Origin of the sequence: Labrys okinawensis (genome assembly GCF_047345005.1) — a bacterium.
Lineage (GTDB): Bacteria > Pseudomonadota > Alphaproteobacteria > Rhizobiales > Labraceae > Labrys > Labrys okinawensis.
The window spans coordinates 4,599,418-4,619,597 of record NZ_CP178864.1 but is presented as its reverse complement, the minus strand read 5'-3'; the positions used below and the strand labels follow the sequence as shown (position 1 = coordinate 4,619,597).

Genomic DNA, 20,180 nt, shown 5'->3' with positions numbered 1-20,180 from the left:
CGGATTTTTCGTGTCCGAGCTTTTCAGGGAGCGTGGATAAACGACGGACATTTCAAGCCTCGCCGAACCAGCGTGACATAGCCTGACAGGCTTCCTCTAGGTCAGGAGCGGTATTTGTGGCCCAGGCGACGAAGCCATCCGGTCGCACGAGCACCGCACCTAGGCCTAGTCGATCCACAGCCTCGCTTGCGACATAGGTGATGCGCTCACGCCAGCGCATCGCGAGCTCCGCGAGCGGCGCGTGAGCGTGAAAGTCCAGGATCATGCCTTTCCCCTCGCTCAGGAGATGGCCGAGTCTCGTGCCATCCGTCAGTTCGAAGTCGGGAGCGCTAAGGCCGATCAGCGGATGACTCCCGCCAAGATCGTAGCGCTGGGAAACACCCCACACACGCTCTGCAAAGTATGTCGCGCCATCGCGTGTGTCGATGAGGTCGCGGATGATGGCCCCCAGCGCTCGCGTACTCCGGTTCGGCCGCATGAGGGCGACCTGGGCGCGCGACCAGTCGAGAACCTGCATGCCCACGGGATGCCGCTCACTGAAATAGCTGTCGAGCAGATCGTCGGGGGCGTCACCGCGAATGGTCGCCGCGAGCTTCCATCCAAGGTTCATGGCGTCACCGAGACCGAGGTTGAGCCCCTGGCCTCCCAGGGGCGAGTGGATGTGGGCAGCGTCACCTGCGAGCAGTACCCGCCCTTTGCGATAGGCCGTCGCCTGCTGGGCGCGATCCGTCCAGGTCGTGGCGAGCTGAAGGGCTGTCAATGTGACGTTGACACCGGAGATACGGCGCAAGACTGCTTGAACATGCTCCCGCGTGATCGGCTTGGTCCGGTGGAAAGCGCCTCCGTCGAAATCGACCATGGCGATCGTGCCAGGGCGCGCATAGGTGAACATCCCGGTCGGCGTGTAGTGGCGGCCCAAGGGCAGGCTATCCGGATCGCTCATCTCCACTTCTACGGAATAGCCGGTGAATTCAGGATCGGTGCCAACGAACTGAAAGCCGCCGATCTTACGAACGGTGCTGCGGCCACCGTCACATCCAACGAGCCAGCGTCCACGAAATGTCTGGCCTCCCGCATGAACGGTCACAGCTTCCTCTGACGAATCGATGGCCTCTACGCCGAAGCCGCGTTTGATCTCAACTCCCATGGCGTCCGCACGAGCGGCCAACACCGTTTCGATGTGCTTCATATCGGTCGCCATGTTGGTGCCGGCAGGACCTGGCAGACGATACTGCCACTTCGAGGTATCGATCGTGTCGTGAAAGAATTGGATGCCGGCGAAATGGCCGCCCGGGCGGCGCGTCTGATGCATCCAATGCGCGGCATCTGAAGCGCCACGGCTGCCCGGAACACCCACCGCGCGTTGTGGTGTCGCCATCTCGTCCAGCAATCCGCGCCGATAAAAGGCTTCGATGGTAGGCGCGGAAAGGCCGCGCATGCCGAACGGAAGCCGCTTCAATGGTGAGCGGGGATCGTCGGCTTGCTCCAGCACCAGAACGGACAGCTTCGCGAGACGCAACTCGCAGGCGAGGAATAAACCGACCGGACCGCCACCGGCAATCACGACATCATAGTATGCGGGCAGGGAAGAAATTGGATGGCCGACAGGCATGAACTACTCCTTTGTGGTCGTTCGACCGGAGCAGTTCGTCGTTTCGAGAACCACACGGACGAACAAGGGCGCTTGAGCAGCGCCCGACATTCGTCGTGGGACTCATGCACGAGGCATGGACAGAGCTTCCGTTTCCGGAAGGACTTGGGCTGGACCACACCAAGTCTGCCTTTTCCGACGCTGCAGCGGTAGCATTGCGGCGGACTGCGTGCAACCAGCGCTGTTTTCTCGGCGACACGGATCATGCCGTCCACAGCCAAAATCGCAGCCAAGACCGATGCTTTTGGCTAGCGCACCCGGTCAAGTTCGGGGAACGGCAATATTATTGGGCCGAATGCTGCACGAAGTCAGCGGCCTCGCGAATGACCGCATAGACCTGCCGGGGCCGGGACAGCATTGGGACGTGGCTTGACGCTAGTTCCGTGACCTTGGCGTTCATGCGCCGGGCGAGGAAACGCTGAAGGTCGGGCTGGACTGTCCGATCTTCCGTCCCGACGATGTAATAGGTCGGCTTCTTTTTCCAAGCCGCGCCCGGAACCGGCTGGCCGAACAGATCCGCCATAGGACCCATTTGCGTGGCCCATACAAGCTTCTGCTCCGCCTCGGGCAGATCGCCGGCAAATTCCGGGATCCCTGAGGGACGCAGGTATATCCGGCCGTCCACAACCTCGATATGCTGGAAGACCGGGGTCTGGGGAAACTTCGTCTGGTCTTCCTGGGTCGTGTCGCCGTCTTCCGGCGCCAGCGCGCAGATATAGACGAGCGCCGCGACGCGATCGTCGATTCCGGCGGCGGTGATGACAGTGCCGCCATAGGAATGGCCGACCAACACGACCCTTCCCCCGGCACGGCCAAACGATGTTCGCACGGCAGCGGCATCATCCGCGACGGTGTTGAGATGGTTCTGCGTCGCGATCACTTGATAGCCGTCTGCGATCAGCATTTCGATGACCTTGCTGAAGCAGGAGCCATCGGCCCATAGTCCGTGTGCGAATACAATGCTCGGCTTGTCGGACATCAGCGCCTCCTGATGAGCCCTCTGGACAACACCTTAGGATTGTGGCTGCTAAAAGTCTTCCCAAATCTCGCCGAAAATCGCGCGATGTCCTGCTGGCGCAGGTCTCCAATCCAATTGCCGCCGCCGGGTCGCAGCGCGGGATACAGGTACGCGCGGTATTGGCTCGGCGTGTGGTCGACGTGCTTGCGGACGGCGCGACAACAATCACCGCGTGATTGGCTTTCGCTATGACGACGACAGAGTGTGGGAATGCTCCCGCAGACCTTGCTCCTGGCGTTCTCGGAGCGAGGCATGGGCTCTTGCGTCCAAGTTTCCGTCGCAGGACACCGGAATGTCCAGCGAAGCCAACTGGCTATCCCGGCGGAACTGACGATACTGTGTGGACTGGCGACTGGTTACGCGGACCCGGACTATCCGATGAACAAAGTCCATGTCGGCCGTGAACCGATCAAAGACAATATAGTATTTGTCGAGGCTTGAAGGACAAGCCTCTGGCCCGACGCACCTTCTTTCTCCAGAATTACATGTATGACAGGATAAAATCGTATCGACAGAACTGAATTCGTTGAGAAAATCGTCATGAACGAGGATGCAAATCTCGCAGGTCCGGCCCCGATGGAGGGACACGGAGAGTACAACCGGAAATCGTCGGTTCAGGCCACAGGAGCGGTGCCTGCTCTGGCTCTGTTGAAAAAGGCTGCTTACGGCGCCTCGCTGCCGACGTATGACGGAGCGCCTGTCATCGTTGCTGACTATGGCTCGTCTCAAGGTCGCAATTCGCTCGTTCCCATGTCGGCGGCCATCGAGGTCTTGCGGTCGCGCGTGGGCGGTTCCCGTCCGTTGTCGGTGGTACACACGGATCTTCCGGGCAACGATTTTTCGGCTCTGTTCCAACTGCTCGACGGCGATCCCGCGAGCTACCTTCGCGGCGATCGCGCGGTTTTCGCAAGTGCTGTCGGCCGCTCGTTTTACGAACAGGTGTTGCCGCCGGCTAGCGTTTCGCTCGGTTGGAGTGGGTGGGCCGTGCAGTGGCTCAGCCGGACGCCGGCGATGATCCCGGATCACGTGCAGATCGCATGCAGCCGAGACGAGGACGCGCGTGCTGCCTACGCCAGACAAGCCGCCGAGGACTGGGCAACGTTCCTACACCAGCGAAGTAAGGAATTGCTGCCTGGCGGCCGTCTCGTCATCTTGACGATGGCCCGCACCGACGACGGCAATTTCGGCTACGGGCCTCTCCTCGCCGCGATGTACGGGACGCTCTGCGCCTTGGCAGATGAGGGGCTGATCCTGCCGGAGGAGAAGGCTCGAATGGCTATTCCCACGGTGGGCAGGACTAGGATGGAATTCTGCGAGCCTTTCGCTGGCGGCCGTATTCCCGAGCTGTCGCTTGATCACATCGAGATTTTCGAGGGCGAGGATAGAATCTGGGAAACATTCGCCGCCGACGGCAACGCCCGTGCTTTCGGAGCCAAATGGGCGGCATTTTCCTCCGCATCCGTGCTCCCCACTCTGGCAGCGAGTTTGTCAGGAGGGGCGTCCGATCCACGCGCGGCAGCGTTTGAAGCTCGGATGGTGACGGGCATGGCGCAGAGGCTGGCTTTATCGCCAGAGAAGATGATGATTCCGCTCGCTGCGTTGGTGCTCGTCCGGGAATGAACAAATTGAAGCCAGGCCCATACAATTTGAAAGCTATTGCCCGATGGATAACGTGCGACGGAATGGCGATTCCGTGACCAAGATCGGTGTCTCATGATGGAAATAAGTATGGCGCGTCGGAGAGGATTCGAACCTCTGACCCTCAGTGGCTCGACAACATCGAACCGGACCCGGCCGACTTGATGGTGCCCTATCCCGCAGAACTCATGGCCATGTGGCCGATATCGAGCAAGGTCAACAGCCCGGCCTATAACGAGCCGGATGTGGCCGATCCGATCTAGAGACGACAAGCAGCGCTAGGCGGGCGCAATATGCATCCCGCCTAGGCCAAGAGCGTTATTACTCCGTCCGGCTTAGATATGTGAAGTGTAAAAAACGCCTCTCCAGCCCGAGGGCCAAAGGAACTAATCTTAATGTGCTGAGTTCATCTTGCACTCAGATCAACCTGCTAGACATTGAGGCATGGGAACTGAGGGAGGTAGCTATGAAACTCACCCAAAATCTGCTTATCGCAGCTTGCCTGGCGGCCGGAAGCATGACGATTGCTCCGCAGATTGCCTCGGCAATGCCGATAGCACCATCTGCGCAATCTCAGGCTGACAACGGGCTTGTCCAGCAAGCTCGTCGTTTATGTCCCTATGGGATGCACCGCTCCCCCTATGGCTGCATCAGAGATCAGTATTATGGCTATGGCTATCGCGGTTATGGCTATGGCTATCGCGGATATGGCTATGGCTATCGCAATAGCTATGGCTATCGCAATGACTACGGCTATGGCTATCGTCCTCGCCTGTATTATCGCTATTAGGCCGGTCAAAATGTGGAGGCGACCCAGCGGTGTCACCTTTTCGTAACCTTTTCGAATACAAGCAGAAGCCCCTCGTAAATTCAGAGGCTTAAAATCTAAGTGATTTCAAAGAGATAAATGGCGCGCCCGGGAGGATGAAACTGGGCACTCGTATGTCATTGTTTGTGCTACATAACTTCCAGAAACGGGTGGCTTGGATAAACGGTGAGAGGGAAAGAATTAAGTGCACTGTCGCCGTAATTCCGCGGCTACGGCGATAACGTCGGCAGTGAACGCCCTGGCACATGAACGGCCGCACGTGGCCGATCCTATTGAGGGGCGGAGCGATCTACCCTAGCCTGCTCCAGGCGTTGAGATCTGGAGGAAGCATGCGGACCTCGCAAGCATTGGCGATTGTAATAGCCCTGGCCGGCGGGGCAGCGCGCGCGGACACGATTGCGCAACCGCCGACGCTCGACGCCCAACAGAAGGCTAGGCGTGCCGCAATGGAGAAGGCCGAGCGGGCAGAGAAGAGCGTGCACGCTCTATTCCTAGCCAGATGCCTAGCGCAGCCACATAGCACACAGAATTCCCGGTGGACGCCACGCGATCAGTGCGAGCTTGAATACCGCACGCCCCATAAGCCCTTACTGATCCAGAGAGCCACCCGGCAAGGGGAGGAATAGGCGACATCGCCCCGGCCGGCTTGTCACCTTTTTGTAACCTTTTTGGGGAAACGGCGGGGCGCCCGTTTTGAGGCGTCTCGTAAGTGCTTGTTTCTTAAGAGGAAAATGGCGCGCCCGAAAGGATTCGAACCTCTGACCCTCAGATTCGTAGTCTGATGCTCTATCCAGCTGAGCTACGGGCGCGCGGGGAAGCGGCGAACGCTTCCGAGGCGCCCTGATAGCCAAGGGCGTCCGGGGATGCAAGCGCTTTATGCGCTTTTTTTCACTCTTTATCGAAACAGGCCTTCGCCCTGCTCGTCGATCAGCTGCTTGCCCTTGGTCAGCGAGAATTGCACGGCGTCATCGAGGCTGGCGAAACGGTCGGCGCGGATGAATTTGTGGCTCTTCAATTCGCCGCCGATCTCCTTTTCCACAAAACCGCAGGTCTGGTACTGGCCGCCTTCCTTGTAGGGGGCAGGGCGCACGATGAAGCCGTTATATTCCTCGCCATCGCCTTTGGGCGCAGCCGCCGGGGCGCCGGCGCCCGAATCGCGGCCGCCGAACAGGGAAGAGAGGGATTTGAGGAAGGAAGCCACGAGCGTGTCCCGGTCTTGTTGATATTGCCGCGAAGATAGCCTTATCGGCGCTTCTCGCCAATGGGGAGGTCCAATAGGGCGGTCCAATAGGGCGGTCATGGGGCCATGGGCAAGAAGCCGCGGCCATGGTTGCGTCCAATATTCGTTTCCCGCCGCGACTGCAGACAAGATTGCCCCTGCCATCTTGCTACTCTAATGTTCGGATAGAACGTTTGAAGTTGTAGCAATTTTCAGGGTGCCGATATGAATAAGCTGATTGTAGCCAGCACGATTGTCATCGGCGGGCTGTATGGCCTGGCGGGACAATCCCAGGCTGCGCCGCGCTATCGGAGCCAGGACTATGCCGAGAACGCCAGGGTGGAGTGCATCCTGCCCTGGTATCGTTTCGTCGGCGCCTGCGATGAAGCCATCCAGGACCCGCCGGACGGCAGGACTTGGCATGACTGGAACGACCGCCATCATGGCCGTCACCACTTCTAGGGGGTGATGGGTAAGGGAGCGGTGTACCGCCGGTGCCCGAAGCGCCACTGACGGGGGCAAGGCCGCAGGGCGGATCCCCCTTGTTCCATGGCAGGCCCCGGGGGCCGCCGTGGTTCTGAACAAGGATTGTCGCGAAAAGGGTACTTGGCCAGTCGGCGGGAGCCGGCATCGTACGGGGGATATCATGAGGCAGGTTATCGGTACCGGGCGGCGGATCGCCTGGAGCGCCCTGGTTGTGTTGACTTTTCTGGGCGCATCCCAGTCGGGCAGGGCACAGGACGCCCCGCCGCCACCCGTCACCGTCGCCAAGCCGGTGGTGAAGGACGTCGTGGAATATGACGACTTCATCGGCCGCTTCGAGCCGGTGGACCAGGTCGATATCCGTGCCCGTGTCTCCGGTTATGTCGACAAGATCCATTTCACCGACGGAAGTGTCGTCAAGACCGGCGACCTGCTGTTCACCATCGACCAGCGCCCTTACCAGGCGGCGCTCGACGAGGCGCAGGCCAGCCTGGAATCCGCCAAGGCGCGGGTGGATTTTGCGCAGGGCGATGTCGTTCGTGCAGAGAACCTGCGCAAATCGGGCAACATCACCGGCCAGATCTATGATGAGCGCACGCAGACGCTTGCCACCGCGCAGGCCGATGTAAACCGGGCGGAGGCCACGCTGAACCGCGCCAAGCTCGACCTGCAGTTCACGGAGATCCGCGCGCCTATCGCCGGCCGCATGTCGCGCCACCTGGTCTCTCTTGGCAATCTCGTCAGCGCCAACGACACCGTGTTGTCCAACATCGTGTCGATGGATCCGATTGATTTCTATTTCGACGTCGACGAGCGTTCCTTCCTCGCTTACCAGAAGCTCTCGACCGGCTCGCTGCGCACCTCGAACGATGGTGCTCTCAACGAAGTGCTGGTGGCGACCTCGGATGAGAACGAGCCCACCCACAAAGGCCGTCTCGACTTCACCGATAACCGTCTCGACAATTCCAGCGGCACCATCCGGGCGCGCGCCATACTCGACAACAAGGATCTCACGCTGGTGCCGGGCCTCTTCGGCCGCATCCGCATCCTTGGCTCGGACAAATACAAGGGTGTGTTGGTGCCCGAGGACGCGATCGGCTCCGACCAGGACCGCCGCGTCGTCTATGTCGTGGGCGCCGACAACACCATCTCACTGCAGCCCGTTCGAGTCGGTTCGCGCGTCGACGGCTACCGCGTCATTCGCGTGGGCCTGAAGGGCGACGAGACCATCGTCGTCAACGGCCTGATGCGCGTGCGGCCAGGCATCAAGGTCGATCCCAAGCTGACGACGCTGCCGCCCGTGGCGATGGCGGCGGCCAATTGAGGGATCGGGTCCATGAAATTTTCTCATTTCTTCGTTGATCGCCCCATCTTTGCGGCGGTCCTAGCCATCGTCATCGTGCTCGTCGGCGGCATTGCCTATCTCGGCCTGCCCGTGGCGCAATATCCGGAAATAGCGCCACCCACCATCGTGGTGCGGGCAAACTATCCGGGCGCCAATGCCGAAACGGTCGCTGCCACCGTGGCGACGCCGCTGGAACAGCAGATCAACGGCGTCGAGAACATGCTTTACATGTCCTCCTACGCCTCCAATGACGGCGCGATGTCGCTGACCATCACCTTCAAGCTTGGCACTGATCTCGATACCGCACAGGTGCTGGTGCAGAACCGCGTCGCCATCGCAACGCCCCGTCTGCCCGATGATGTCAGGCGCCTCGGCGTCACGACGCTGAAATCCTCGCCCGATTTGATGATGGTCATCCACATGCTCTCGCCGGATGACCGCTACGACCAGCTCTACATCTCCAACTACGCTCGCAACAATGTGCGCGACGACCTGCTGCGTCTCGATGGCGTGGGCGACCTCACGATCTTCGGCGAGCGTCAGTACAGCCTTCGTGTCTGGCTCGACCCGGACAAGCTGGCAAGCTATGGCCTGACCTCTTCGGACGTGGTGCAGGCCATCCAGGCCCAGAACGTGCAGGTCTCCAGTGGCGCCATCGGCCAGGAGCCGACGACATCGGGCGCTGCCTTCCAGATCACGGTCAACACCCAGGGCCGCTTCCAGGATGTCGCCCAGTTCAGGCGGGTGATCGTGCGCTCGACTCCGAACGGTCAGCTCGTGCGCGTGCAGGATGTGGCGCGGGTCGAACTCGGCGCACAGGACTATGTCACCAACTCCTATCTCGATGGCAAGCCGGCAGTGGCGCTGGCGATCTTCCAGCGGCCCGGAACCAATGCGCTTCAGGCGGCCGACGAGATCATCAAGAAGATGGAGGAGCTGAGGCAATCCTTCCCGCCGGGCGTTGCCTACAAGATCGTCTATAATCCCACGACCTTCATCGCCGAGTCCGTCAACGCCGTCTATCATACGCTCGGCGAGGCCGTACTCCTCGTCGTGCTGGTGATCATCGTCTTCCTGCAGAGCTGGCGCACGGCGCTCATCCCCGTCATCGCCATCCCGGTCTCGCTGATCGGTACGTGCGCCGTGATGGCGGCTTTCGGCTTTTCGCTGAACACGCTGACACTGTTCGGCATGGTGCTGGCTATCGGCATCGTGGTCGACGACGCCATCGTGGTCGTCGAGAATGTCGAGCGAAACATCTCCCTGGGCATGTCGCCCAGGGATGCGGCGCATGAGACCATGGACCAGGTCGGCACGGCCGTGATCGCCATCGCCCTGGTGCTGGGGGCGGTCTTCATTCCCACCGCCTTCATTCCGGGCATTTCCGGCCAGTTCTATCGGCAGTTCGCGCTGACGATCGCGGTCTCGACCTTCATCTCGGCGTTCATCTCGCTGACATTGTCACCCGCGCTGGCGGCGATCCTGCTCAAGTCGCACAGCCATGAGCCGCCACGCAATCCTCTCACCCGCCTCGGCAACAACCTGGCCGGCGGTTTCAATCGTGGCTTCGACGGGCTGGCCAATGGTTACGCCCGCGGCGTCAACCGGGTGGTGCGTCGCAAGATCATCATGCTGCCTATCTATGCCGGCCTCCTCGCCGCCACCGTCTGGGCGGTGCAGAAAGTGCCGCAAGGCTTCATCCCGACGCTCGACCAGGGCTATGCCATCGTCGTCGTGCAGTTGCCGGATGGTGCCTCGCTCTCGCGCACCGATGCCGTCACCAAGCGTGTTTCCGAAATCGCTCAGGCGACGCCTGGTGCCCAGGATGCGGTGGCCTTTGCCGGTTTTTCGGCAGCGACCTTCACCAACGCCACCAATTCCGCAGCTGTCTTCGTGCCATTCAAGCCGTTTGACGAACGCATCAGGGAAGGACTGAGTGCGGACAAGATCATCAAGGATCTCTACATCCGCATGCAGGTGATCCAGGAAGCCTTCATCATCGCCATTCCACCACCGCCGGTGCGCGGCATCGGCAATGCCGGCGGCTTCAAGCTGCAGCTTCAGGAGAGGCTCGGTCCCGACATCCAGCGCGTGCTGGCTTCGGCTTATGAGGTGATGGGCAAGGCGCGGTCCGACCCGAGGCTGGCCGGGGTCTTCACGACGTTTTCCGCCAATTCGCCCCAGATCTTCCTCAACATCGATAGGCAGAAGGCGGAGATCCTCAACGTTCCCATCTCCAATATCTTCGACACGCTGCAGCAGAATCTCGGCACCGCCTATGTCAATGACTTCAACGCGTTCGGGCGAGTCTATCAGGTCCAGGCGCAGGCCGATCAGCGCTTCCGCAACGATACCGACCAGATCGCCGGGCTAAGGGTACGCTCTTCGAGTGGCGCGCTCGTGCCGCTGGGCACGCTTGTCGAGATCAAGGAGGTCTCCGGCCCTCAGCTCATCCAGCGTTACAACATGTATCCCTCCGTGCCGCTTCAGGGCAATGCGGGGCCCGGCATCTCGACCTCGCAGGCGCTCGACGAGATGGAGAAGCTCGCGCGCGCCACCTTGCCACAAGGCACCAGCTTCCAGTGGACGGATCTCTCCTTCCAGGAGCGCGCCACCGGCAATACGGCAATCTTCATTTTCGCCCTCTCGGTGCTCTTCGTCTTCCTGGTGCTGGCGGCGCAATATGAGAGCTGGTCGCTGCCGCTCGCCATCATCCTGATCGTGCCGATGGCCGTGCTGTCGGCACTTCTGGGTGTGATGCTGCGCGGCATGGACAACAACATCCTCACGCAGATCGGCTTGATCGTGCTGGTGGGCCTGGCTGCAAAGAACGCCATTCTGATCGTCGAGTTTGCTCGCGAGGCGGAGGCGAACGACGGCAAAGCGCCGATCGAGGCGGTGGTCGAGGCCTGCCGCCTGCGCCTGCGGCCGATCCTGATGACGGCCTTCGCCTTCATCCTCGGCGTGGTGCCGCTGCTGATCGCCACCGGCCCCGGCGCCGAGATGCGCCAGGCGCTCGGAACGGCGGTGTTCTTCGGCATGCTCGGCGTGACCTTCTTCGGCCTGTTCCTGACGCCGGTGTTCTATGTGACGCTACGCTGGCTCACCGGCACGGGAAGGAAGAAGGAGGCAGTGGTGAAGGCTGAACCGGTTACAGGGAAGGCGTAGGGACGCCCGCGGTCCGAGCCACCGCGCCTGACAAAAAGCCCTCTGCGCGTTGGCACAGAGGGCTTTTTTGGCTATTCGAATCTCCCGGTCAGTTATCCAGGAAGCTCCGAAGCTTCCTCGACCGGCTCGGATGCTTGAGCTTGCGCAGCGCTTTCGCCTCGATCTGGCGGATACGTTCGCGCGTGACCGAGAACTGCTGGCCGACTTCCTCCAGCGTATGGTCGGTGTTCATGCCGATGCCGAAACGCATGCGCAGCACGCGCTCCTCGCGGGCGGTGAGGGAGGCCAGCACGCGCGTGGTGGTCTCGCGCAGGTTGGACTGGATCGCCGCGTCGATCGGCAGGATGGCGTTCTTGTCCTCGATGAAGTCGCCGAGATGCGAGTCCTCCTCGTCACCGATCGGCGTCTCCAGGGAGATCGGCTCCTTGGCGATCTTGAGGACCTTGCGCACCTTCTCGAGAGGCATGGCGAGCTTTTCGGCCAATTCCTCCGGCGTCGGCTCGCGACCGATCTCGTGCAGCATCTGGCGGCTCGTGCGCACGATCTTGTTGATCGTCTCGATCATGTGCACGGGGATGCGGATGGTGCGGGCCTGGTCGGCGATCGAGCGGGTGATGGCCTGCCGGATCCACCAGGTGGCATAGGTCGAGAACTTGTAGCCACGGCGGTATTCGAACTTATCGACCGCCTTCATCAGGCCGATATTGCCTTCCTGGATCAGGTCGAGGAACTGCAGGCCGCGATTGGTGTATTTCTTGGCGATGGAGATGACGAGGCGCAGATTGGCCTCCACCATTTCCTTCTTCGCCTGGCGAGCTTCGCGCTCGCCCTTCTGCACCATATGCACGATCTTGCGGAACTCGGTGATCTCGAGGCCCGTCTCGGTCGCGAGGTTATGGATGTCCTCGCGCATGGTCTTGATGGTCTCGAGCTCGTGCGCCACGAACTCCTTCCAGCCCTTGGAGCCCAGCTTGGAGACGCGCAGGATCCACTTCGGATCGAGCTCCGACCCCTGATAGGTCTTGAGGAAGTCGGAACGGTCGACGCGATAGCTCTCGGCCAGGCGCATGAGGCGGCCTTCATAGCCGATCAGACGCTTGTTGATATCGTAGAGCTGCTCGACCAGGGCGTCGATACGCGCCTGGTTGAGCGAGAGGCTCTTCACATTGGTGACGATCTCTTCCTTCAGCTTCTTGTATTTGCGGTCCTGCGAAGGCGAGAGCGAACGGTTCTGCAGCCGGCTCTCGACATTCACGTCTTGCAGGCGGCGCAGCTTCTTGTAGTCGTCGGCGATCAGGTCGAAGGTCTCGAGAACCTTCGGCTTCAGCTCGGCTTCCATGGCCGAAAGCGACACGTTGTTCTCCATGTCGTCTTCGTCCATCTCGCTGTCCATCGGCGGCAGCGCGTCGTCGTCCATGGCGGGCGCGGCCTCGCCTTCGCCCTCGGCCGCGACTTCGCCCATCACGGCCGTTGGCACGTTCTTGCCATCCGGACCGGCATAGGTCGCTTCGAGATCGATGATGTCGCGCAGCAGAATCTTGCCGTCGTTGAGCTCGTCACGCCAGATGATGATGGCCTGGAAGGTGAGGGGGCTTTCGCACAACCCGGCGATCATCGCCTCGCGGCCAGCCTCGATACGCTTGGCGATGGCGATTTCGCCCTCGCGCGACAGCAGCTCGACGGTCCCCATCTCGCGCAGATACATGCGCACGGGATCGTCGGTGCGATCGGTGGGCTCCTTGGCCGTGGTGGTGGAAGCGATGGCGCGCGTGGAGGTGGCCTCGACGAGGTCGCCGCCCTCGGCTTCCTCTTCCTCGGCCGGGGCTGCCTCCTCCGTCTCCTCGTTCTCCTCGTTCTCGACGACATTGATGCCCATCTCGGAGAACATGGCGAGCACGTCCTCGATCTGGTCGCCATCGACCTGATCGGAGGGGAGCACATTGTTGATCTCTTCATGCGTGACATAGCCACGCTTTTTGGCGCGCTTGATCAAGGCGCGGACGGCGGCATCCGACAGGTCGAGCAAGGGGCTGTCCTGGCTCGGCGCCTCGGTCTCCGGCGTCTCTTCCTTGTCAGCTTCTTTTTTCGCCATTTCGCTTTCCCTCGATCGCCAAAGTAGAACTTATAAGGCCATCCGTCAGGCGGCCTCACAAATTGCTGCGTCCTTCCAAGTTCCCAGCAAATTTCACCGGGTTGGAATCCTGCTCCAATCCGGGAAAACCCGCTCTCCGCTGCCAGCCTGCCGGGCGGAAATTCCCGCTCGAAAGCACTGGCGAATACAACCACCCTGTGCCACACCCTAGCGGGTTAAGGCACGATTCCCTCCCGTAGAGAGAGGGTCGGAGCGACAACACCAAAAAGGGCAGCATCCGGTACCCGGAGCCACCCGACTGGTCGCCGCCTTGCCCCACATCCCAGGAGGTGCCGGGTCCCACATCTTCGCTGCAAGGCGATGACAACGAACCCGCCGATCCCCAAAGGACTGACGCTATCACTAACCGGGCAATGGCTAATCCGCCGTTAACCCTGAATATCCACTCGTAGCTCCGTCACATATCTCGAGACAGGCGCCCGGAAGAGGCCCCGAACCCTTCGATCATTGCCTCCGTCCCTTCCATCGTGGCGATTTGCGCCTTGATGTCCTGGAGCCTGGCAAAGTTCTCGTCGGTGAGGTCCTGCTCCAGCGCAGCCGCTGCGAGCCTGAGTTCCTTATGTAACGTACGGTTCTTGTGATGCAAGGCCACAGCATGCACGAATCCGTCCCGAACGTCGGGAAAAGCGGCGTCGCGCCGCACCCAGAAGTGTCCCAGCGCGCTTGCGGAGGTAATCTGATGGAGCAAGCGCTCGAATCCGAGACCGAGAAGCTCGGTCTCGATCTCAGGTGATTCGCGCAGACCATGCGCCACGCAGTCGATCAAGGCCTGCCTCAGCCGATTGGTTTCGGCATTGTCGAATTCGAGCCCCGCCAGCAATTCGCAATGATCGTCGAGCAGGACGGGATGGGCGACTACGGCAGCCAGGATCAGCGCTTCGCGCGCGGGCACCGCACCGTGGCCACCGCGCACGCGCGCGCTTTCCCGCACGCCGGCGGTGACGGAAGGAGGGCCCGACCGTGTTTCCTGCCGGCCGCCGCCCGGCCCTCGGCGCCAGGAAGGTCGGCCACCGTCAAAGCGGCCTTCGGCGGCGTGGGCGGGTGCGAAGAAGTTGTTCAGGCGCCTTTGCATTTCAGCGCGGTAATGCTTACGCAGCGTCTCGTCGCGGATGGGCGTGAGCACGTCCATGACTTTGCGCTCCAGGGCGGCACGGCGCTCCGGCGTCTTGAAATCGCCGCTCTCAGTCTCACGCTGCCAAAGGATATCGGCCAGTGGCAGGGCGCTCTGCAGCACTTCGCTGACCGCGCTGGCGCCGGAGGAGCGCACCAACTCGTCCGGATCCTGTCCGCCCGGCAGCAGGGCGAATTTCAGCGTCTTGCCCGGCCCGATCTGGGGCAGGGCGACATCGACGGCGCGGTAGGCAGCCTTGCGCCCGGCCTTGTCGCCATCGAAGCATAGGACCGGCTCCTCGCTCATGCGCCAGAGCAGCGTGAGCTGGTCTTCCGTCAAGGCGGTGCCGAGGGGGGCGACGGTGTGGCCGAAGCCGGCGACGCTCATCATGATGACGTCGACATAACCCTCCACAGCGATGACGCTGCCTTTGTCGTGGGCGGCCTTGCGAGCGCGGTGGTGGTTGTAGAGGCAGGAACCCTTGTGGAAGAGCGAGGTCTCGGGCGAGTTGAGATATTTGGCCTGGGCATCCTTGTCCATGGCGCGGCCGCCGAAGGCGATGACCTTGCCGCGTGCGTCATGGATCGGAAACATGATGCGGTCGCGGAAGCGGTCATAGGGGACCTGGATGTCCTCGCCATGGATGAGCAGGCCAGCCTCGATCATGGCGTCGCGATCGACGCCCTTGCCCGCGAGGTGGTCGCGCAGGGCAAATCTCTCGTTGGGCGAATAGCCGATGCCGAACTCGGACTGGATCGCCGGCGTCAGGCCGCGATCGGCGAGGTAGCCGCGCGCTGCCGCCCCCTCGCGCGCCTGCAGGCGAGACTGGAAGTAGGCCGCCGCCATCTCCATCACCTCATGCAGGGAGGCGCGCTCTTCCTCGCGCTTGATGTCTTCGGCCGTGAGCTTGGGCAGGGTGACGCCGGCCTCGCCCGCACAGCGCTCCACCGCCTCGGGGAAGGACACGCCCTCCGTCTCCATCAGGAAGCGGAAGATGTCGCCATGCCGGCCGGAGGAGAAGCAATGATAGAAGCCCTTCTGGTCGTTGACATAGAAGGAGGGCGTCTTCTCGGCATTGAAGGGGGAGAGCCCGCGCCATTCCCGCCCCTGTTTCTTCAGCTTGACGCGCTTGCCCACCACCGCCGTGACGGGCAGGCGGGCGCGGATTTCGTCGAGCAGGTTGCGTGGGTATTCCATGTGTTCACATGTGAGAGCGGCGAGCGATATGGCAAGGGTGCTCGGGCCACCGGCCCTTAGCCCCGCCGACTCATCCCCGTTATTCTACTGCGGAAGACAAGAGGCGGGAAGGTGGGTAGGGTCTGCGCTAACGACACGCCGCTCAGCCTGCATGAAGCCGGGGAAGAATGACCGCCTTCCGTTTCGAAGCCTTGGAAAGGGACAGGCCGGGGGATAGCTTGTGTAATCATGCGAGGCGCCGCCATGCTTCTCGATCGCCGATCCCTGCTTTTCCTGTCCGCAGCAATGCTGGGCCTGCCCTCCCGTGTTGGCGCCTCCGATTCTCCGGCGATTCCGCTCTGGCCGGGAATGCCGCCCGGCGGCGGAGGCCCGAGCGGTCCGGTCCGTATCAGTTCGCGGGGCGCATGGTCGAACATCGCGCAACCCTCGCTGCAGCTCTACCGGCCGGATAAGCCCAATGGAGCGGCCATGCTGGTGGCGGCGGGCGGTGGCTACAAGCGGATCGAGATGGACGGCGAGGCGCATCCCGCCGCTGCCTGGCTGGCGGCAAGGGGTATCACCGCTTTCGTGCTCGCCTACCGGCTGCCGGAGGAGGGCTGGAAGGCAGGGCCGCTCGCGCCGCTGCAGGATGCCCAACGCGCAATGAGGCTGATCCGGGCCGGCGCCACAGGCTACGGCATCGATCCCGGCCGCCTGGGGGTGCTCGGTTTTTCCGCCGGCGGCCACCTGCTCGGTCTGGCCTCCGCCCGCTCAGCCTTCAAGGCCTATCCCGGCGTCGACGAAGCCGATGCCCAATCGGCTCGGCCCGACAATGCGGCGCTGATCTACCCCATCATCACGTTGGAGCCGCCTTATGATGGCAGCTCGACGCGCCGGGTGTTGATCGGTCGGCATCCTTCGGCCGAAGAGAGCGCGGAATGGTCCGTGCAGACTCATGTCCGGAAGGACTGCCCGCCGATGTTCCTGGCACAGGCGCAGGACGATCCAGTCTCCAACCCGGCCAACACCGTGATCATGGCGCAGGCTTGCCAGGCCGCGGGCGTACCCGTCGAACTGATGCGCCTTGCCAGCGGCGGCCACGGTTTCGGCATGGGGCGGCCGGGCACGCCAACTGCGGCATGGCCGGATCACTATGAGGCGTGGCTTCGCCAGCGAGGCATGCTCGCGTGAGGAGGCGAGCGATGCGAGCCCGATGTCGCCGCCTCCCTCGCCGGCGCCAACCATCTCCAGGTCCGACCACTGCGCAGGCGGATGCCCTCGGAAAATCCCAAATCACAGCAAGCCGAAAAGCGTTCCGGCCGAAACACCGGGACCCCTCCCTTGCCTCTATGCTGACAGGCATAAAGTCTCGAGGAGCACGTTCCCATGGCCGAAAAGACGATACTGCTTGGCACCGATGTGGCGGCCTTCGTCCTGTTCCATCCGGACGACCTGGCCCATCGCGCGCAGGACCCGCTGGATTGGTACAGCTATGATTTCGCCTATGGCAGGGAATCGGCGGCGGGCCGCCTGATCGCCTTCTGCACGGGCTCGGATGGTGGCTATGCCATTCGGCTTACGACGCGCGATCTCACGCCGGCCGAGGCTGCTGATGCCTGTCCTTCCTGGAGCTTTCCGCTGATCGTTCGGCACGGCCGAATCCTTCTCGACAACACCGATGCCCTGCCGAGCGACGAGCAGATGAGGGATCTTTCCTCGATTGGAGATCGCTGGTTCGAACTTGGCAATGGCGCCTATCGTGTCACCGTGCATCCGATCGAGTGCCCAGATCCCGCAAACTCGGCCCGCGAGGCCGGCACGATCAGTCCCAATTACGTCATCCAGTTCCAGCCGGTGGGCGATATCACCGGCATTCCCGTGGCCCCGACGCCGCCGGACATCCGTCCCGATCGCGACTGGACGCCAAGGCTCCTGGATAATGCCGCGAACGAAGAGTTTTATCGCTGGCCCGAGGCACGGCAGGGCTCCACGAACTATCCCAGCCTGGCGGTGCCCGACACGATGGCGCTGCTGCCCCGCCAGTTCGCACGCCTGTGCGTCGGCGACGAAATTGCCGAAGCGGCCTTTCCCAAGACCATGAAGCGGGCCGCGCGTGCCGAAGGTTTCGTGGTTGCTCCGTCCTTCGAAAGTGGCGCTTATGCCATCCTGGCGCGCCAGAGCCAGCTCTCCTGGCGCGACGACAGGAAGGCGATGCTGGGTATCAGCGGGCTCTGCTTGGTGCGCGTGGTCAGGGGCGGGCCTGCAGCGTCGCTCAAGCCCGTCGAGATCGCTCCGGTCGAGAAGCCGGACATGACCCTCGATCCCGAGGCTGCCGAGGACCTCAGAGCCAGGCTGATCATGAGGGTGAACGGCAATCCGGCTTTCCAGGCTCGCCTCGACCATCCTTCCTTCGAAACTGAGCGTCTTGCGGCGCTCATCTCGCCCGAAGCGATCACGACCTGGGCATTGATGCATCTCGACCTGCCCTTCGCCATCCGCGTCAAGGGCTATGCCAGCCCGGTGGCAAGGCGCATGCGAATGCTGCACGATCTCCTGGCGACCGGAGCGCCGCCGTCCGCGCCACCACCAGCTTCTGGTTTGATGAACTGGCGGCACAAGGGCGTGTGGGCGAACTGATGGAGCTTAGGGCCAGTGTGGCGATCCCGTTCGGTTGCAGGGGCTATGGTTTTCATGCTTGACCCAGACAGTTGCCCCGGCGCGCTGGCTGAGCAGCGGCCAGACGAACTGGGCGTCGGGAGCATCCGACTATGGATCAGCTGGCTGGCGCAAACGAGTTCGTCCTTGGAAAAAAGCGGCATCATTAATCCGTTGCGACTCAATGGTGCTGGTCTGTCGCGACGTTATCTTTGAAAGCGCATGGCATGAAGGCGGTGCCCGGTGCATCATGCGCTCATCTTGCTGGCGCCGCAGGCGCAGGACGCAAAGCAAAAGGCCCGGCTGATGCCGGGCCTGTCGCTGTCTTGAAGGAAGAGAACCCGATCAGAAGGTGCGCTTGATGCGGATGCCGCCCATCACGAAATCCGACTTGGCGTCGAAGGCATGGGCGGGGGCCGGCGTCGTGTACACGGTGTTGTCGATCGCCTGATAGGTGTAGGCGACTTCACCGGTGATGGTCAGACCCTTCACGACCGTGTAGGTGACGTTGCCGGTGATCGAATATTCCTTCACCTTGAGATCGCCGCCGATCACGCTGAACTTGTCATAGCTGGTGTCGATGTAGCTGCCAACCAAGTTGGCGCCCCACTGCGGCGTGAAGTTGCCGCCGAGTTCGGCCACGATTGACCAGCCCTTGCCGCCATCGAAGCCGGTATTGGCATTGAAGAAGTAATCTTGGGCCTTGAGCTTGCTGGCGCCGGCGCCGAGATAATCCAGCGCGCCGTCGGCGTATTGGCCTTCGATCACCAGATGGCCCTTGTCGATAGCCGGGATGTTGACGAGCAAGCTGCCGCCGACTGCATAGCCCCACTTGTTTTCGTGCGGAATATAACCAACGGCACCAGGCAGAATCGGCACGCCGGCCGCATTCAAGGCCTGCGCCGTGCGATACTGGTGCAACGCAGCTTGAGCCGCCACCGAACCCCAATCCTGCTTCAGGCGGACCTGACCGACAACGTCCGGAGACTGCTGCCCGCCCTGCTGGCTGCTCGAAAAGGCATTCTGGCGATGGTCGCGACCGTCCTCAACCGACAGGGTGGCCGTGAAGCCGCTGCCGAAGTCGGCCGTGTAAGCGAGAAGGTTGACGACGTTCGACTCGGCATAATACGGGCCCCAGACCGTGTTGCCGTATTCGTAGTCGTAGAAGCCGAAGAAGGAATGCGCGAAGCCGGCCGTCAAACCACCGAACTGGATGTAGGCGTATTTGACACGGAAGAGGCTGGTCTGCGTATCGCTGGCAACGGTCCAGTTGCTCGGAATCGGACGGCTGTTGGCGCGGATCTGGAAGAAGGAGCGCAGCAGGCCGTAGTCGGTCTGAGTACGGGCATCGAAGGAGATGCGCGCCTCGGTGTCGAAGGCGGTGCTGTGAATGTTGCGGGTCTGCTTGAAACCGTCGGCAGCGGTGCGGCTGTCGCCGCTCTGGTTGTAGAAGCGGTAGTCAGCGCGGATTTCGCCAGCGATCTTCAAGCAGGTATCGCTGCCGGGGATGTAGAAGAAGCCGGGGCCGAAGGCCGAGCAGACCTTCACATATTCGACGGCTTCCCCTTTGGTCATCGGAAGGTCGGCGGCCTGAGCGGCGGCAAGAGCGGTAAGGCTCGCCGCGGCGCCGAGCAGAAGAGATTTGATCGTCATCGGAAGGCTCTCTGAGCAAGTTGGATTGCGTGCGTTTGGGCCGGTTCGTTTCGCTATGAAGCTCCGGCCTGCTTGCTGGAGG

The 20,180-nt window shown here is 62.0% G+C and carries 13 protein-coding genes and 1 tRNA gene; 7 read left to right on the top strand and 7 right to left on the bottom strand.

The genetic code is table 11. The annotated features are described in order from the left end of the window. Positions 1–52 precede the first annotated feature (52 nt). Both ACMDCR_RS21600 and ACMDCR_RS21595 read right to left on the bottom strand, forming a co-directional pair. Positions 53–1,612: an FAD-dependent monooxygenase gene (locus ACMDCR_RS21600; protein ID WP_413988593.1), complete on the bottom strand. Its 1,560-nt coding sequence runs from the start codon at positions 1,610–1,612 to the stop codon at positions 53–55. 322 nt (positions 1,613–1,934) lie between these two features. After that, entirely contained in the window at positions 1,935–2,630 is a 696-nt protein-coding gene (locus ACMDCR_RS21595) for an alpha/beta fold hydrolase (protein ID WP_413988592.1), read from the bottom strand. Positions 2,631–3,209: 579 nt separating this feature from the next. On the opposite strand from ACMDCR_RS21595, the gene ACMDCR_RS21590 reads away from it, so the two are divergent. Together ACMDCR_RS21590 and ACMDCR_RS21585 are read left to right on the top strand one after the other, a co-directional pair. Then, positions 3,210–4,289 carry a hypothetical protein gene (locus ACMDCR_RS21590; RefSeq protein ID WP_413988591.1) on the top strand — a complete coding sequence of 360 codons (1,080 nt, stop codon included), beginning with the start codon at positions 3,210–3,212 and terminating at the stop codon, positions 4,287–4,289. 484 nt (positions 4,290–4,773) lie between these two features. Then, positions 4,774–5,097 (top strand): hypothetical protein, encoded by a 324-nt coding sequence (locus ACMDCR_RS21585; RefSeq protein ID WP_413988590.1) that lies wholly within the window; start codon positions 4,774–4,776, stop codon positions 5,095–5,097. 771 nt (positions 5,098–5,868) lie between these two features. On the opposite strand, the gene ACMDCR_RS21580 is transcribed toward ACMDCR_RS21585, so the two are convergent. Further along, positions 5,869–5,945: transfer RNA gene (locus tag ACMDCR_RS21580), tRNA-Arg, on the bottom strand. Positions 5,946–6,031: 86 nt separating this feature from the next. Beyond that, positions 6,032–6,337: an HlyU family transcriptional regulator gene (locus tag ACMDCR_RS21575; RefSeq protein ID WP_413988589.1), complete on the bottom strand. Its 306-nt coding sequence runs from the start codon at positions 6,335–6,337 to the stop codon at positions 6,032–6,034. Between the two features lie 243 nt (positions 6,338–6,580). Here ACMDCR_RS21575 and ACMDCR_RS21570 point away from each other — a divergent pair, with 243 nt between their 5' ends. The 3 genes from ACMDCR_RS21570 to ACMDCR_RS21560 all read left to right on the top strand — a co-directional run bounded on the left by ACMDCR_RS21570 (position 6,581) and on the right by ACMDCR_RS21560 (position 11,351). Further along, entirely contained in the window at positions 6,581–6,817 is a 237-nt protein-coding gene (locus tag ACMDCR_RS21570) for a hypothetical protein (protein WP_413988588.1), read from the top strand. 184 nt (positions 6,818–7,001) lie between these two features. Further along, positions 7,002–8,162 carry an efflux RND transporter periplasmic adaptor subunit gene (locus tag ACMDCR_RS21565; RefSeq protein ID WP_413988587.1) on the top strand — a complete coding sequence of 387 codons (1,161 nt, stop codon included), beginning with the start codon at positions 7,002–7,004 and terminating at the stop codon, positions 8,160–8,162. Positions 8,163–8,174: 12 nt separating this feature from the next. Next, positions 8,175–11,351: an efflux RND transporter permease subunit gene (locus ACMDCR_RS21560; protein WP_413988586.1), complete on the top strand. Its 3,177-nt coding sequence runs from the start codon at positions 8,175–8,177 to the stop codon at positions 11,349–11,351. A gap of 88 nt (positions 11,352–11,439) precedes the next feature. On the opposite strand, the gene rpoD is transcribed toward ACMDCR_RS21560, so the two are convergent. Both rpoD and dnaG read right to left on the bottom strand, forming a co-directional pair. Then, positions 11,440–13,443: an RNA polymerase sigma factor RpoD gene (gene rpoD, locus ACMDCR_RS21555; RefSeq protein WP_413988585.1), complete on the bottom strand. Its 2,004-nt coding sequence runs from the start codon at positions 13,441–13,443 to the stop codon at positions 11,440–11,442. Positions 13,444–13,900: 457 nt separating this feature from the next. Beyond that, positions 13,901–15,811, bottom strand: a complete 1,911-nt coding sequence (gene dnaG, locus ACMDCR_RS21550; protein ID WP_413988584.1) for a DNA primase — start codon at positions 15,809–15,811, stop codon at positions 13,901–13,903. 243 nt (positions 15,812–16,054) lie between these two features. Between dnaG and ACMDCR_RS21545 the strand changes: the two genes are divergently transcribed. Together ACMDCR_RS21545 and ACMDCR_RS21540 are read left to right on the top strand one after the other, a co-directional pair. After that, positions 16,055–16,981 (top strand): alpha/beta hydrolase, encoded by a 927-nt coding sequence (locus tag ACMDCR_RS21545; RefSeq protein ID WP_413988583.1) that lies wholly within the window; start codon positions 16,055–16,057, stop codon positions 16,979–16,981. Between the two features lie 195 nt (positions 16,982–17,176). Beyond that, positions 17,177–18,427 carry a DUF6386 family protein gene (locus tag ACMDCR_RS21540; protein WP_413988582.1) on the top strand — a complete coding sequence of 417 codons (1,251 nt, stop codon included), beginning with the start codon at positions 17,177–17,179 and terminating at the stop codon, positions 18,425–18,427. Positions 18,428–18,790: 363 nt separating this feature from the next. Here the strand turns inward: ACMDCR_RS21540 and ACMDCR_RS21535 are convergent, their stop codons facing one another. Continuing rightward, entirely contained in the window at positions 18,791–20,098 is a 1,308-nt protein-coding gene (locus ACMDCR_RS21535) for a porin (RefSeq protein WP_413988581.1), read from the bottom strand. Between the last annotated feature and the right edge of the window lie 82 nt (positions 20,099–20,180).

Excerpts from the sequence above, each read along its gene's own strand:
- ACMDCR_RS21560 (WP_413988586.1), top strand. The coding sequence starts at position 8,175 with ATGAAATTTTCTCATTTCTTCGTTGATCGCCCCATCTTTGCGGCGGTC.
- ACMDCR_RS21535 (WP_413988581.1), bottom strand. The coding sequence starts at position 20,098 with ATGACGATCAAATCTCTTCTGCTCGGCGCCGCGGCGAGCCTTACCGCT.
- ACMDCR_RS21565 (WP_413988587.1), top strand. The coding sequence starts at position 7,002 with ATGAGGCAGGTTATCGGTACCGGGCGGCGGATCGCCTGGAGCGCCCTG.
- ACMDCR_RS21585 (WP_413988590.1), top strand. The coding sequence starts at position 4,774 with ATGAAACTCACCCAAAATCTGCTTATCGCAGCTTGCCTGGCGGCCGGA.
- ACMDCR_RS21540 (WP_413988582.1), top strand. The coding sequence starts at position 17,177 with ATGGCCGAAAAGACGATACTGCTTGGCACCGATGTGGCGGCCTTCGTC.
- ACMDCR_RS21600 (WP_413988593.1), bottom strand. The coding sequence starts at position 1,612 with ATGCCTGTCGGCCATCCAATTTCTTCCCTGCCCGCATACTATGATGTC.
- ACMDCR_RS21595 (WP_413988592.1), bottom strand. The coding sequence starts at position 2,630 with ATGTCCGACAAGCCGAGCATTGTATTCGCACACGGACTATGGGCCGAT.
- dnaG (WP_413988584.1), bottom strand. The coding sequence starts at position 15,811 with ATGGAATACCCACGCAACCTGCTCGACGAAATCCGCGCCCGCCTGCCC.
- ACMDCR_RS21545 (WP_413988583.1), top strand. The coding sequence starts at position 16,055 with ATGCTTCTCGATCGCCGATCCCTGCTTTTCCTGTCCGCAGCAATGCTG.
- ACMDCR_RS21590 (WP_413988591.1), top strand. The coding sequence starts at position 3,210 with ATGAACGAGGATGCAAATCTCGCAGGTCCGGCCCCGATGGAGGGACAC.
- rpoD (WP_413988585.1), bottom strand. The coding sequence starts at position 13,443 with ATGGCGAAAAAAGAAGCTGACAAGGAAGAGACGCCGGAGACCGAGGCG.
- ACMDCR_RS21570 (WP_413988588.1), top strand. The coding sequence starts at position 6,581 with ATGAATAAGCTGATTGTAGCCAGCACGATTGTCATCGGCGGGCTGTAT.